The sequence below is a fragment of the Methylomagnum ishizawai genome (assembly GCF_019670005.1).
In the GTDB taxonomy this organism is placed as follows: Bacteria; Pseudomonadota; Gammaproteobacteria; order Methylococcales; family Methylococcaceae; genus Methylomagnum; species Methylomagnum ishizawai.
On the sequence record NZ_AP019783.1, the window covers coordinates 2,095,729 to 2,108,398 of the forward strand.

General features: G+C 66.1%; 15 protein-coding genes. 9 read left to right on the forward strand and 6 right to left on the reverse strand.

What is annotated here, in order from left to right; genetic code table 11:
- The first annotated feature begins 493 nt into the window (after positions 1-493).
- The 5 genes from xseB to cpdA all read left to right on the forward strand — a co-directional run bounded on the left by xseB (position 494) and on the right by cpdA (position 5,164).
- On the forward strand, positions 494-724 hold the full coding sequence (gene xseB, locus K5658_RS09610; protein ID WP_221066713.1) for an exodeoxyribonuclease VII small subunit: 231 nt from the start codon (positions 494-496) through the stop codon (positions 722-724).
- Positions 714-1,616, forward strand: a complete 903-nt coding sequence (gene ispA / locus K5658_RS09615) for a (2E,6E)-farnesyl diphosphate synthase (RefSeq protein WP_221066714.1) — start codon at positions 714-716, stop codon at positions 1,614-1,616. Before xseB ends, ispA begins: the two co-directional genes overlap by 11 nt.
- A 136-nt stretch (positions 1,617-1,752) precedes the next feature.
- A complete protein-coding gene (gene dxs / locus K5658_RS09620) occupies positions 1,753-3,672 on the forward strand; it encodes a 1-deoxy-D-xylulose-5-phosphate synthase (protein ID WP_221066715.1) in 1,920 nt (639 codons plus the stop codon).
- Complete coding sequence (locus K5658_RS09625) at positions 3,669-4,193, forward strand: adenine phosphoribosyltransferase (protein WP_221066716.1); 525 nt, start codon at positions 3,669-3,671, stop codon at positions 4,191-4,193. The genes dxs and K5658_RS09625 overlap by 4 nt, the downstream gene beginning before the upstream one ends.
- Positions 4,194-4,324: 131 nt before the next feature.
- Positions 4,325-5,164: a 3',5'-cyclic-AMP phosphodiesterase gene (gene cpdA, locus K5658_RS09630; protein WP_221066717.1), complete on the forward strand. Its 840-nt coding sequence runs from the start codon at positions 4,325-4,327 to the stop codon at positions 5,162-5,164.
- Positions 5,165-5,175: 11 nt separating this feature from the next.
- Here the strand turns inward: cpdA and K5658_RS09635 are convergent, their stop codons facing one another.
- Positions 5,176-5,715, reverse strand: coding sequence for an RNA pyrophosphohydrolase (locus K5658_RS09635; protein ID WP_221066718.1), 540 nt, complete (start codon positions 5,713-5,715; stop codon positions 5,176-5,178).
- Between the two features lie 173 nt (positions 5,716-5,888).
- Here K5658_RS09635 and K5658_RS09640 point away from each other — a divergent pair, with 173 nt between their 5' ends.
- A complete protein-coding gene (locus K5658_RS09640; RefSeq protein ID WP_221066719.1) occupies positions 5,889-6,545 on the forward strand; it encodes a histidinol-phosphatase in 657 nt (218 codons plus the stop codon).
- Positions 6,546-6,555: 10 nt separating this feature from the next.
- Here K5658_RS09640 and K5658_RS09645 read toward each other — a convergent pair whose 3' ends face one another.
- The 5 genes from K5658_RS09645 to K5658_RS09665 all read right to left on the reverse strand — a co-directional run bounded on the left by K5658_RS09645 (position 6,556) and on the right by K5658_RS09665 (position 10,029).
- On the reverse strand, positions 6,556-6,783 hold the full coding sequence (locus K5658_RS09645; protein ID WP_085214618.1) for a sulfurtransferase TusA family protein: 228 nt from the start codon (positions 6,781-6,783) through the stop codon (positions 6,556-6,558).
- An 81-nt stretch (positions 6,784-6,864) separates the two neighbouring features.
- A complete protein-coding gene (locus K5658_RS09650; protein WP_221066720.1) occupies positions 6,865-7,317 on the reverse strand; it encodes an NUDIX domain-containing protein in 453 nt (150 codons plus the stop codon).
- 94 nt (positions 7,318-7,411) lie between these two features.
- Positions 7,412-7,852, reverse strand: coding sequence for a hypothetical protein (locus K5658_RS09655; protein WP_221066721.1), 441 nt, complete (start codon positions 7,850-7,852; stop codon positions 7,412-7,414).
- Positions 7,853-7,957: 105 nt separating this feature from the next.
- Complete coding sequence (locus tag K5658_RS09660; protein WP_221066722.1) at positions 7,958-9,313, reverse strand: ATP-binding protein; 1,356 nt, start codon at positions 9,311-9,313, stop codon at positions 7,958-7,960.
- Positions 9,313-10,029: a response regulator gene (locus tag K5658_RS09665; RefSeq protein WP_221066723.1), complete on the reverse strand. Its 717-nt coding sequence runs from the start codon at positions 10,027-10,029 to the stop codon at positions 9,313-9,315. Before K5658_RS09665 ends, K5658_RS09660 begins: the two co-directional genes overlap by 1 nt.
- A 176-nt stretch (positions 10,030-10,205) precedes the next feature.
- Between K5658_RS09665 and K5658_RS09670 the strand changes: the two genes are divergently transcribed.
- The 3 genes from K5658_RS09670 to K5658_RS09680 all read left to right on the forward strand — a co-directional run bounded on the left by K5658_RS09670 (position 10,206) and on the right by K5658_RS09680 (position 12,571).
- On the forward strand, positions 10,206-10,679 hold the full coding sequence (locus K5658_RS09670) for a Spy/CpxP family protein refolding chaperone (protein ID WP_221066724.1): 474 nt from the start codon (positions 10,206-10,208) through the stop codon (positions 10,677-10,679).
- A gap of 148 nt (positions 10,680-10,827) precedes the next feature.
- A complete protein-coding gene (locus tag K5658_RS09675; RefSeq protein WP_221066725.1) occupies positions 10,828-12,045 on the forward strand; it encodes a UbiH/UbiF/VisC/COQ6 family ubiquinone biosynthesis hydroxylase in 1,218 nt (405 codons plus the stop codon).
- Between the two features lie 130 nt (positions 12,046-12,175).
- Positions 12,176-12,571, forward strand: coding sequence for a glycine zipper family protein (locus K5658_RS09680; RefSeq protein WP_343223312.1), 396 nt, complete (start codon positions 12,176-12,178; stop codon positions 12,569-12,571).
- Positions 12,572-12,670: the final 99 nt, after the last annotated feature.

Genomic DNA, 12,670 nt, shown 5'->3' on the forward strand with positions numbered 1-12,670 from the left:
GTATTAAAACTGGGGGAGTGCGGCTTTTTTTGGGGGGGCGGGTTATTATGCAAACGGGGTATCCTCCGTCCAATTGCCGTAATGGGCCGGCAAATTTGGTTCCGCTGTCCGTGATTTTCGTATAAACCACACCAGCCCGGAAGCCGACCCGGACCGGCCCGGCCCGGTCCGGAGCTTCGGGCGCTGGTGCCTCTTCGTGTGTTTCCATCCGCCGTGCGGAGGGCTATGGTGGCCGTCGGCGACTTTGGCCGCGACGGCTCCTCCCGGCTTGGTGGCCGGTGCGATATGGCTCCGGCTGCCGCGGACATGATAGTTGAAACCCCCAGGCCGGACCGGGGGCCGCTCCACGGGCGGGCTGTTCCGGCCCGGAAGCCGCGCCCGGCCCATGTCCCATCGGGACGCCGCCCGCGCTAAATCCCAGTGTTTTTCTCAAGTACCAACATTTGTGATAATACCGCCCTACACCGACCACCGCGCCGCAACGCCCCGGACCATGGCGAAAAAAGCCCCCAATTTCGAAGAATCCCTGGCCGAGCTGGAACAACTGGTGGAGCGCATGGAGCAGGGCGACCTGCCCTTGGAAGAAGCCCTCAAGCTGTTCGAGCGCGGCGTGCAACTCACCCGCACCAGCCAAGCCGCCCTGCGCGAAGCGGAACAAAAAGTCCGCGTGTTGCTGGAAAAGAACGGCGAACCCACACTGAAACCTTTTACCGATGAATCCTGAGAACGCTTTGCAAGATTTCATGCGGGCCTGCCAGACCCGCGCCGAAGCCGCGCTGGACGCGAGGCTCCCCGCCACGACCCGGATGCCGGAACGGCTGCACCAGGCCATGCGCTATTCCGCGCTGGGCGGCGGCAAGCGGCTGCGGCCCTTGTTGACCTATGCCACCGGGGTTGCCTTGGGGTTGTCCCTCGACCTGCTGGACGGCCCGGCCGCGGCGGTGGAATTCATCCACGTCTATTCGCTGATCCACGACGATTTGCCCGCCATGGACGACGACGCCCTGCGCCGCGGCAAGCCGACCTGCCATATCGCCTTCGACGAGGCCACCGCCATCCTGGCCGGGGACGGCTTGCAGGCGTTGGCCTTCCATGTGCTGGCCCACGATCCCAGCCTCCAGGTTCCGGCGGAGAACCGCATCGCCATGATCGAAACCCTGGCGACCGCCAGCGGTTCCTATGGCATGGTCGGGGGGCAGGCCATCGACCTGGACGCGGTGGGCAAAATCCTCGACCTCCCCAGCCTGGAAAACATGCACATCCGCAAGACCGGCGCCTTGATCCGGGCCAGCGTCAAGCTGGCGACCCTGGCCCAGGTGCCGCACGATCCGGCCGCCGCCGACAAACTCGACCATTACGCCAAATGCATCGGGCTCGCCTTCCAGATCAAGGACGATATCCTCGACGAGGAGAGCGACACCCAGACCCTCGGCAAGACCCAGGGCAAGGACCGCGACCACAACAAGCCGAATTATCCGGCCCTCCTGGGGCTGAACGGGGCCAAGGAGAAAGCCCAGGAATTGCACGAGGAGGCGCTGGCCAGCCTCGCGGGCTTCGGCGCGGAGGCCGACCTGCTGCGGGCCTTGTCGCTGTTCATCATCGAACGCCGCAACTAGGCCCGGGGCGGCGGAACGGCCTTTCTTGAAAGCCCTGGGGCGCGGTTCCATAATGGCCCCGAGCTTGTTTCCGCCGCCGCGATCCCCCTGGGACCGGCGTTCCGTCCGGCCCCGTTTCCCGACTTAAGAATCCCCCATGAATCATCCGAACAGCCATTCCTTGCTCCCCTCCATCACGGGTCCCGCCGACCTCCGCAACCTCCCGGAAGACCAATTGCCGCGCTTGGCGGAAGAGGTGCGGGCTTTCCTGCTGCACAGCGTGAGCCAGTCCGGCGGGCATTTGGCGGCGGGGTTGGGCACGGTGGAATTGACCATCGCCTTGCACTATGTCTTCAACACGCCGGAGGACAAGCTGGTCTGGGACGTGGGGCACCAAGCCTATCCGCACAAAATCCTCACGGGACGCCGCGAGCGCCTGCCCAGCATCCGCAAGAAGGACGGCCTCTCGGCCTTCCCCAACCGCGACGAAAGCCCCTACGATTGCTTCGGCGTGGGCCATTCCAGCACCTCCATCAGCGCCGCGCTGGGGATGGCGATAGCCGCTTCCCTGGACAAGAAGGACACCCACGCCGTCGCCATCATCGGCGATGGCGGCATGACCGGCGGCATGGCGTTCGAGGCGCTGAACCACGCGGGTCCGCTCGACGCCAACCTCTTGGTGATCCTCAACGACAACGAGATGTCGATTTCGCCCAATGTCGGGGCGCTCAACAACTATTTGGCCAAAATCCTGTCCGGCAATTTCTATTCCAGCGTGCGCCGGGGCGGCAAGGAACTGTTGAAGCACCGGATGCCGGGCGTGTGGGAATTGGCCCGCCGCGCCGAGGAACATGTCAAGGGCATGGTGGCGCCGGGCACGCTGTTCGAGGAACTGGGCTTCAACTATATCGGTCCCATCGACGGCCACGACCTCGACACTCTCATCACCACCCTGCGCAATCTCCGCAAGACGCCGGGGCCGCAGTTCCTGCATGTGGTCACCAAAAAGGGCAAGGGCTATGCCCCCGCCGAGCGCGACCCGGTGGCCTATCATGGCGTCGGTGTGTTCGACCCGAGCCAGGACCATTTGCCCAAGGCCAAGCCGGGCACGCCGAGCTACACGGAAGTGTTCGGCCAATGGCTGTGCGATATGGCGGAACGGGACCGCAGGCTCCTGGGCGTGACCCCGGCCATGCGCGAGGGGTCCGGATTGGTGGAATTCGAGCGGCGTTTCCCCGACCGTTATTTCGATGTGGGCATCGCCGAGCAGCACGCCGTGACCTTGGCGGCGGGACAGGCCTGCGAAGGCTATAAGCCGGTGGTGGCGATTTATTCCACCTTCCTGCAACGCGCCTACGACCAGCTGATCCACGATGTGGTGTTGCAAAAACTGCCGGTGCTGTTCGCCATCGACCGGGCCGGCCTAGTCGGTCCCGACGGTCCCACCCACGCGGGCAGTTTCGATCTGAGCTATCTGCGCTGCCTGCCTGGGATGGTGGTGATGGCCCCCGCCGACGAGAACGAATGCCGCCAAATGCTCTACACCGGCTTCAAGCACAATGGCCCGGCGGCGGTGCGTTATCCCCGCGGCAAGGGCGGCGGGGTCGAGGTGCGCGACGAAATGACCGCCCTGCCCATCGGCAAGGCCGAGGTCCGCCGCGAAGGCTCCCGCATCGCCGTCCTGGCCTTCGGCAGCCTGGTGTCCCCGGCGGTCGAGGCGGGCGAAAAGCTGGGCGCGACCGTGGTCAATATGCGCTTCGTCAAACCCCTGGACGAGGATTTGATCCTCAAGCTGGCCGAGAGCCACGAGCTTATCGTCACGGTCGAGGAAAACGTGGTCGCGGGCGGGGCGGGCAGCGGCGTCAACGAATTGTTGAATGCCCATCTGCGCCGCAACCCGGTGTTGAACCTGGGATTGCCCGACTTCTTCGTCGAGCAGGGCACCCGCGAGGAACTCCTGGCCGAATGCGGCCTCGACGCCGCCGGAATTTTCGAGTCCATCGACGCTTTCCGCCAGAAGGCCATGCCCGAAGCACAGGCCATACCGCGTATCGCCGCCGGGAAGCAACGCGCATGAACCCGGTCGCAGCGCTCAAAGCCAAAATCCGGGATATCCCGGACTTCCCCAAGCCCGGCATCCTGTTCAAGGACATCACGCCCTTGGTGAAGGACCCGGCCAGCCTGCGTTTGGCGGTGCATCATCTGCTGCACCCCTTCCTGGGCCGGGACATCACGGCGGTGGCGGGGATGGAGGCGCGGGGTTTCATCTTCGGCTCCCTGGTGGCCTGGGAACTGGGCGTGGGTTTCGTGCCTTTGCGGAAACCGGGCAAGCTGCCTTACAACGTCCAGAGCGTCAGCTACGACCTCGAATATGGTTCCGCCTCCTTGGAAGCCCATATCGACGCCGTGGGACCGGGCGACAAGGTGCTGCTGATCGACGACCTGCTCGCCACCGGCGGCACCGCCCAGGCCAGTTGCGGCTTGATCGAATCGCTGGGGGCCGAGGTCGTGGCCCTGGGGTTCGTGGTCGAGTTGGAGGCTTTGTGTGGGCGGGAACGGCTGGCGGGCTATCCGGTGCATTCCCTCCTGAAGTTCTAGGCGGGTGTCGCGGATTCCGGGTCGCCGCGGCAAGGCCGGATACAAACCAGATACAATAGCGGCGGCGCGGCGCTTCCCCCAGGGCGCGGCGGCAACCACCACTCACGAGCCACCCTAACGGGACCAGTCCGATGACCGACCTTTCGCCGCCTGCCGCCCCGGCCAGCGCCCCGAAACCGCCGGGGAACCTCCGCTTGCTGCACCTCACCGACCTGCATTTCCTGGCCGGGGCCGGGGAACGTATGCTCGGCGTGGACACCGAGCAAAGCTTCGTCGATACCCTCCGCGCCGCCTTGGCGTCCGGCCCGCCCCCGGACCTGGTCCTCCTGACCGGCGATTTGGTGCAAGACCCGGTGCCCTCGGCCTACCGGCGCTTGCGGGAGCGCTTGCGGGGACTGCCTTGCCCGGCCTATTGCCTGCCCGGCAACCACGACGACCCCCGGTTGATCGAGCAACACCTGGTCGGCGCGGGGGTGTTGTTCCAATCCAACCTCGTCGTGGGCGGTTGGCAAATCATCTGCCTGGACAGCACCATCCCGCGCCTGCCCTTTGGCCGCCTCGGCGGGGAGCAATTGCGGCTGTTGGAGGACCTGCTGGGGCGGCACCCGGAATGCCACGCCTTGATCGCCCTGCACCATCACGCCGTGCCCAGCGGCAGCGCCTGGATGGACACCATGGTGTTGGAGGACGCCGACCGTTTGTTCGGATTGCTGGCGGCGCATCCACGGGTGCGGGCGGTGGTGTGCGGCCATGTCCACCAGGCCATCGACCGGACGCACCAAGGCGTCCGCATGATCGCCACGCCCTCGACCTGTTTCCAGTTCAAACCGCTGCAAGCCGATTTCGCGCTGGACGCGCTGCCGCCCGGCTATCGCTGGATCGAACTGGGGGCCGATGGCGGCATCGCCACCACGATGGGACGGGGCCGGGAGATTCCCGAGGGCTTGGATTTCTCGTCGCGGGGTTATTGAGCCGTGGCGGCTCAGCCTTCCTGGACGACGATCCGGGGACCGGCGGGCAGGGGCGCGGCGGGGGCGCGGGCGGGTTTGCCGGTGGCCAAGTGGTTGCCGAGTTCGGTCAACGCCTGGCGGTAGACCTGCCGCTTGAAATAGACCACATCGCTGACGGGATACCAATAATCGACCCAGCACCAATGGTCGAATTCGGGCTTGGCGGTGCGGTTGAGGCGGATGCGGGATTCGCTGGCCCGGAGGCGCAGCATGAACCAGAGTTGCTTCTGGCCGATGCACAGCGGATAGGAATGCTTGCGGATATAGCGCTCGGGGAGGTCGTAGCGCAGCCAGTCGCGGGTGCGGGCGATGATCTTGACGTCGCGGTAGCGCAGCCCGACTTCCTCGTACAATTCCCGGTACATGGCGGATTGCGGGTCTTCGTTGAATTTGATGCCGCCCTGGGGGAATTGCCAGGAGCGCATCCCCAACCGCCGCGCCCAGAACACACGGCCCTCGTCGTTGCATAAGATGATGCCTACGTTGAGGCGATAGCCATCCGGGTCGATCATGACGGGGCGCGAGTCCTGGTTGGGGCTGGTGTATAGTCCGCCGTCTCGTCCGGCGGTGTTACGGTTTCGGTCCGGCGTTAGCGCCGGGTGGGACCGGCTCCGGCCACCCAGGCTATCGGGGCGGGCCGTTGACAGTTTCTTCTTACCGTCATCTTGGAATTTAAAGGAATCTCGTGAGTCTGGCAATATTCGATCTCGATAACACCTTGATCGCGGGTGACAGCGATTATCTGTGGGGGCAATTCCTGGTCGAGCGCGGCATCGTCGACGCCCAGGAGTACGAAACGGCCAACGCCCGCTTCTACGAGGACTATAAGCAAGGGTGTCTGGATATCGCCCGGTTTTTGGAGTTCGCGCTGGCCCCCCTGGCCCGGCACGAACCCGCGACCCTGTACCGCTGGCGCGAAGAATTCGTCGCGGCCAAGATCGGGCCGATCCTGTTGCCGGCGGCGCGGGCCTTGATCGAAAAGCACCGCGCGGCGGGCGACCTGCCGGTGATCGTCACCGCCACCAACCGCTTCGTGACCGAACCCATCGCCCGCTTGTACGGCATCGAACACCTGATCGCCACCACCCCGGAATTCCGCGACGGGCGCTATACCGGGCGTTTCGAGGGCACGCCCTGTTTCCAGGAAGGCAAGGTGGCGCGGTTGGCGGAATGGCTGGCGGAAACAGGGCGGGATTTGGCGGGAAGCTGGTTCTACAGCGATTCCCACAACGATTTGCCGCTGTTGGAGCGGGTCGAACATCCGGTGGCGGTGGACCCGGACCCGAGCTTGGCCCGTCACGCCCGGGAGCGGGGCTGGCCGGTCATCGGCCTGCGTGGCTGAGTCCCGGCGTTCAGCCCTTGCGTATCAGGTAGCGGAACACCCCGGTGTCCTCGCTGCGTTCCAGCAACTCGTGCCCGGCCTGTTCCAGGAACACGCCGAAGTCCAGCACCGAGGCCGGATCGGTCGCCAAGACCAGGACGGTCTGGCCGCCCTGTAGGGTTTGCAGGGCTTTCTTGAGCTTGAGCAGGGGCAGGGGGCACATCAGTCCGGTGGTATCCAATTCCAGGTGAATCTGCATCGCGGGGTCCGGTCGGTGGAACGAGGGCGGCGATTTTAGCAAATCGGGGCCGGTTCCACCGGGGTCGGCGGCGCTCCGCCCTCAACCGTTCCGGCCATGGGTCACCAGCCAATCGGCCCAGTTCAGGATGGGCTTCAGCCGGGGGCCGACCAGGCTCCGCGCCGCCTTGAAATCCACCCAGCGGAATTCCTCGTGTTCGGCCCGTCCCAGCGCCGGGTTCACCGGCAGGAACACCTCGCCCTCGGGGGATTCGGCCAGGTAATAGCGGGCGATCTTGCCGATGCCGTAGGGGCGGGTTTCCTGGAAGGTCTTGCCCCAATGGAACAGCAATCCGGTCAGCCCGGTTTCCTCCTCCACCTCGCGTTGGGCACCCATGAACGGGTCTTCCCCCGGTTCCACCACGCCCTTGGGGAAATCCCAGTATTGGAAGGCCCGTAGCAGCAGGTAGTGCGGGCTTTGCAGGCCCCGCACGATGATCACCCCGGAGGAGAGGATATAGCTCTTGGTGCCGTCGCCGATCAATTCATTGCGCATCGTAACTCCAAACGGGCGGGACGCTCCGGTCCCGCGCCAACGAAATAAGCCGGGGGCTGGCCGGTTGCCGGGCCGGGAGCGCCCCGTTGGCCGATCACTGGGGGTCCCAATCCGGCCTCCCGGCACTGTTTCCGCCCATGCCCCAATTGCCCCAGGGTCCGGTCGGACCCCAGCCCAGGCGTTGGTCCTGCTCCAGTTCCCTGGCGATCATCCGCCGGTCGGAATCCTGCCGTTCCCGCAACAGGGCTTGCAACTTGTCGAACTCGGCTTCCCGCCCCACGTACAGGCAGCTACAGATATCCGGGTCGGCATAGATGTAATAGACCGCCTCGGGCCTGGGGACGCGGGTGAGGGTTTCGGGGGCCAGCCCATTCAACATGCCTTGCCGTTCCGGGGTGTTGGCCTCCATCATCTTGAAGCCGGCGGTGAACAGGTGGTTCTCGGTCAGGCGCGTGTCCGAATCCCTGAATTGGGCGCAGGCCGCCAGTAGCAAGCCCAGTCCCGCCATCCCTCCCAAGCGTGCGAAGCGTGTCATCGGTTTCCCTCTCAAATAAGGGAAGTTTGGGCGATAAGCCGTCCGAATACCAGAGACGATCCATCGAATCCTCCAGGGACAACGCAACGCCATGGCCATGGCGGTTCATGGCTTGCCATTGCCTTTGAGCGCGGGCAGGCGCACCCGCGCTTCCAGTCCGCCCTCGGGACGGTTGTGCAAGGTCAAAATCCCGTTCTGGGCCGCGAGCAGGTTGGCGGCGATGGACAAACCCAGCCCGGTGCCGCCGGTTTCGCGCGAGCGCGAGGTTTCCAGCCGGAAGAACGGCTGCATGACCTCGGCCAGATGGCGTTCCGGGATGCCGTTGCCGGCGTCCTTGATCCGCACCAGCCAGTCCGCGCCCGCCCGTTCCAGGCCCACGGCGGCCACGCCGCCATATTTCAGGGCGTTGTCGATCAGGTTGAGGAACACCCGGCGCAGGGCTTCGGGCCGGCCCGCGACCAGGGCGGTTTCCGGTCCGAGATAACGGGTGTCGCCGCCCGCGTCCTGGGCATCGTCGCACAGGCTGCCCAGCAGGGCGGCGAGGTCGACCGCCTGGGGCGCCTGCCCGGTATCCAGGCTGCGGGCCAGTTCCAGCCCTTCGGCGACCAGGGTCCGCATGGCCTCGACATCCTCCACCAGGCGCGCCCGCAAGGGTTCGTCCTCGCATTGTTCCAACCGCAGGCGCATCCGGGTGAGGGGGGTTTTCAGGTCGTGGGTGACGGCGGCCAGGATGTGGGTGCGTTCCTGGATGTGGGCGCGGAGGCGCTCGCGCATCTGGTTGAAGGTCCGGGCGGCTTGGCGCACCTCGCTGGGGCCGGATTCGTCCATCGGCGGATGGTCGGGATCGCGGCCGAAGGCTTCGGCGGCTTGGGACAGGCTGCGCAGGGGTTCCAGCACCAGGCGCACCGCGAACCACGCCATCACCGCCAGGAAGGCCGCCAGCAGCGAGAGGTTGATGGCGAACTGGGCGCCTTGCGGCAGGTAGGGCGGGGAATAGTCGCGGATGCCTTCGACATGGACCCGCTGGCCGTCGGGGAAGCGCACCCAGGCACCGATCACCCGCTTGGGCAGGCAAGGGCCGCCGTCGTCCTCGCAATCCTGGCGGATGACGCGCCAGGCGTCCTCGATCTGGATGCCGGTGCCCACGGCTTCTTCCAGCGCCAGGGTGAAGGTGGGCGAGAACGGTTGCGGCACGGCGTGGGGCCGGTCGCCGGGATCGATGCGCCACAGCCCCGAGGGCAAGGCCCGCACCGTAGCGAAGCGTTCACCCGGCGGCAGCGCGGCCAGCAAATGTAGGAAATCGGCGACCCGGTCCGCCGTGGCCTGGTCGCGGAAGCTTTGCACGATACGCTCGCGCTCGTGGATCGCCAGCGCCGTGGTGGTCGATACCGCCGCCAACACCCCGCCCAGCAACAGCAGGAACAGCCGGACCGCCAGGGAGCGCGGCGGGAACCATGGCATCACTCCGCCTCCACCGCCGCCGCCAACACATAGCCCTCGTTGCGCTGGGTCTTGATGAGGTCGGGGGCGCGGGCGTTGTCGCCGAGCTTTTGGCGCAGGCGGCTGACCCGGAGGTCGATGGAGCGGTCGAAGGGATCGGCTTCCTTGCCGCGGGCCAGGTCCATGAGTTGGTCGCGGCTCAGCACCCGGTTGGGATGGGCCAGGAATACTTGCAGCAGGCGGTATTCCGCGCCCGACAGCGCCACCACCACGCCCTGGGGCGAGGTGAGCTGGCGGGTGCGTCCATCCAGCCGCCAGCCGGCGAAGCGCCAGCGGCCCGTCTGGTGGGCGACGCCGCGGCTGGGCAGGGCGTGGAGCCGGCGCAGGATGTTGCGGAGCCGGGCCAGCAGTTCGCGGGGCTCGAAGGGCTTGGGGAGATAATCGTCCGCGCCCATTTCCAGGCCCAGCACCCGGTCGATGGGGTCGCCGCGGGCGGTGAGCATCAGCACCGGCAGGTCGGAGCGGGCGCGCAGGTCGCGGCATAGCGACAGCCCGTCCTCCCCCGGCAGCATGACGTCGAGGATCACCAGGTCGATGCCGCTGGCGGCCAGGACTTCCCGCATCTGGCGGCCATCGGCGGCCAGGGTGATGCGGTAGCCGTTTTTTTTCAGGTAATCCCCGACCAGGAGGCGGATTTCGCGGTCGTCATCGACGACTAAGATATGGGCGTTGTCCATGGGCATGTTTTACCGTGTCGGGCCGGGGGCGTCACCGGCTTTTGTATCTCCGTGTATCCTGGTGGCACAGGCACACACAAGGATACCAAGCCGGGGCCGCGCCCCTGGCTGGGGAGCGTCTCCGGCGGGATGGGAATCCCGCCGTCCATCCAATCTCGTCGCAAGAGGAACCCACGATGAATATTTACCGCGAATCATGGCTGATCGGCGCGCTCCTGCTCAATCTGGGACTGGCCGGGGCCGCATCGGCCCAAGGCCCGGACGGCATGGACGGCGGACCCTGGGCCGCCCATCGCGAGCAATACGTCAACGAGCGGCTGGCCCAGATACATACCGAGCTCAAGCTCACCCCGGCCCAGGAGGCGGACTGGAAAACCTTCTCCGACAAGATCGAGCGGGCGCGGGCGCAGAAGGTCCATCCCGATATGGAGGCGATGAAGCAACTTCCGGCCCCCGAACGCCTGCAAAAGTTGATCGATCTCAACAAGGCGCGGCAGACGATGTTGGAGGATGTGCTGGCGGCGACCCGGACCTTCTACGCCACTTTGAGTCCCGGGCAACGCAAGGTGTTCGACGACCTGTCCCCGATGGGCGAACGCGCCCCGCGGGGGCGGCGCGGCGGGCCGGGCCATCCGGGAGCGCCCAAGTAAGGGGATATCTGGGCCGTGGGCGGGCGGGGGCGCGGCCCGTGCCACGGCCCATCCGTGGACCGCCCGGCCAGGGCGGTTTTTGCGGTATGCTGTCCGGCTTGTAATAAAACCCACAATCCGCCGTTCCAGCGCGGGAGGCAAGAAAGCGATGAAAGACGAATACGATGTGTTGATAGTCGGCGGCGGCATGGTCGGGGCGACCTTGGGCTGCGCCCTGGGCGGGAGCCGGTTGCGGGTGGCCGTGCTGGAAGATGCGCCGCCGCGGGAATTCTCCCCGGAGCAGCCCCACGATCTCCGGGTGTCGGCGGTCAGCGTGGCCTCGGCCAGCATCCTCAAGACCGTCGGCGCGTGGCCGGGCGTGACCGGGCGGCGGTTCTGCCCGTTCCGGCGGATGCGGGTCTGGGAAGGCGCGGGCGATGTGGAATTCCGCAGCGAGGATATCAACGAGCCGGTGCTGGGCTATATCGTCGAGAACCGGGTGATCCAATGGGCGGTGCTGGACCGCCTCAAGGCTTTCGCCAATGTCGAACTGCTGTGCCCGGTCAAGACCCGCAAGATCGATTACACGCCCCAGGGTTCGACCGTGGAATTGGAGGATGGCCGGGTACTCAAGGGCCGCTTGCTGATCGCCGCCGACGGTGGCTATTCGCGGGTGCGGCAGGCGGCGGGGATGGGCGTCAGCGGTTGGGATTACGAACAGCACGCCCTGGTACTGACGGTGGATACCGCCTACGGCCAGCAGGATATCACTTGGCAGCGCTTCGTCCCGGCGGGACCGCAAGCCTTCCTGCCGCTGGACGGACCCCACGCTTCCCTGGTTTGGTACGAGACCCCGGAGCAGGTCAAACGCCTGAAAGCCCTGCCCGATGCCGACTTGATGCGCGAATTGCGCCAGACCTTCCCCGATTGCCTGGGCGATATCGAATCCATCAGCGCCAGGGGCAGTTTCCCGCTCAAGCGCCAGCACGCGCTGAGCTATACCAAGGCGGGCGTGGCCTTGATCGGCGACGCCGCCCATATGATCCATCCCTTGGCCGGGCAGGGCGTCAACATCGGCCTATTGGACGCCGCCGCCCTGGCGCAGACCTTGATGGACGCCCACCGGCTGGGCCGCGACCTCGGCTCGGCCCCGGTCTTGAATGGCTACGAGGACATGCGCCGCAGCAACAATCTCCTGATGATGACCACCATGGATATGTTCTACCGGGTGTTCGGCAACGCCAACCCGCCCTTGCGGTTGGCGCGGAACCTGGGGCTGGGCTTGGCCGAGCGCTTCAAGCCGGCCAAGCAACTGGCGATGCGCTACGCCATGGGATTGGGCGGACGCCTGCCCAAGCTGGCCCGTGGCGAGGCCATCGTCGGCTAGCGCCCCAAGCGTGTAGCCCGCAAACCTGGGCGGGTATCGTCCATAGCGGTTAGAGCGTTCGCATGAAGGCTTCTATAATGGATTGCCGAAGCGAGTGCTTTGTTTTATCGATTGAGAAAGGCGGTTTTTTATGATGAGCAAGAAAGTCTGCATGATCGTGATCCCCCTGTTGGTCGTGGCCAGCGGCTGCGCCACCTATAGCGGCTGGCAGCCCACGGTCGATAGCTACAACGACCGCAACCCGCAGGCGATCCCCCAGGATACCGAGGAATGTAAGATGCTCGCCAAGCAGGCGGGCAGCACCGGCTCGGAAGCCGCCAAGGGCGTGGTCGCGGGCGGTTTGTTGGGCGCGGCGGCGGGCGCGGCGATTGGGGCCGTGGCCGGCAATCCCGGCGCGGGCGCGGCCATCGGCGCGGCGGCGGGCGGTATCGGTGGCGGTGCCCAGCAGGGCGTGTCCGGCGACGAAGCCTACAAACGCGCCTTCATCAACTGTATGCGCAACCGCGGCCACAACGTCGTCAACTGATTCCCGGCCTCCGTATAATCCCGCCGTGGCGCCGCCCGGCGGGATTATTTTTGCCCGGACCTTGGGGCGGCGCGTTGTCAACCCCCTCCCAGGAGCCTG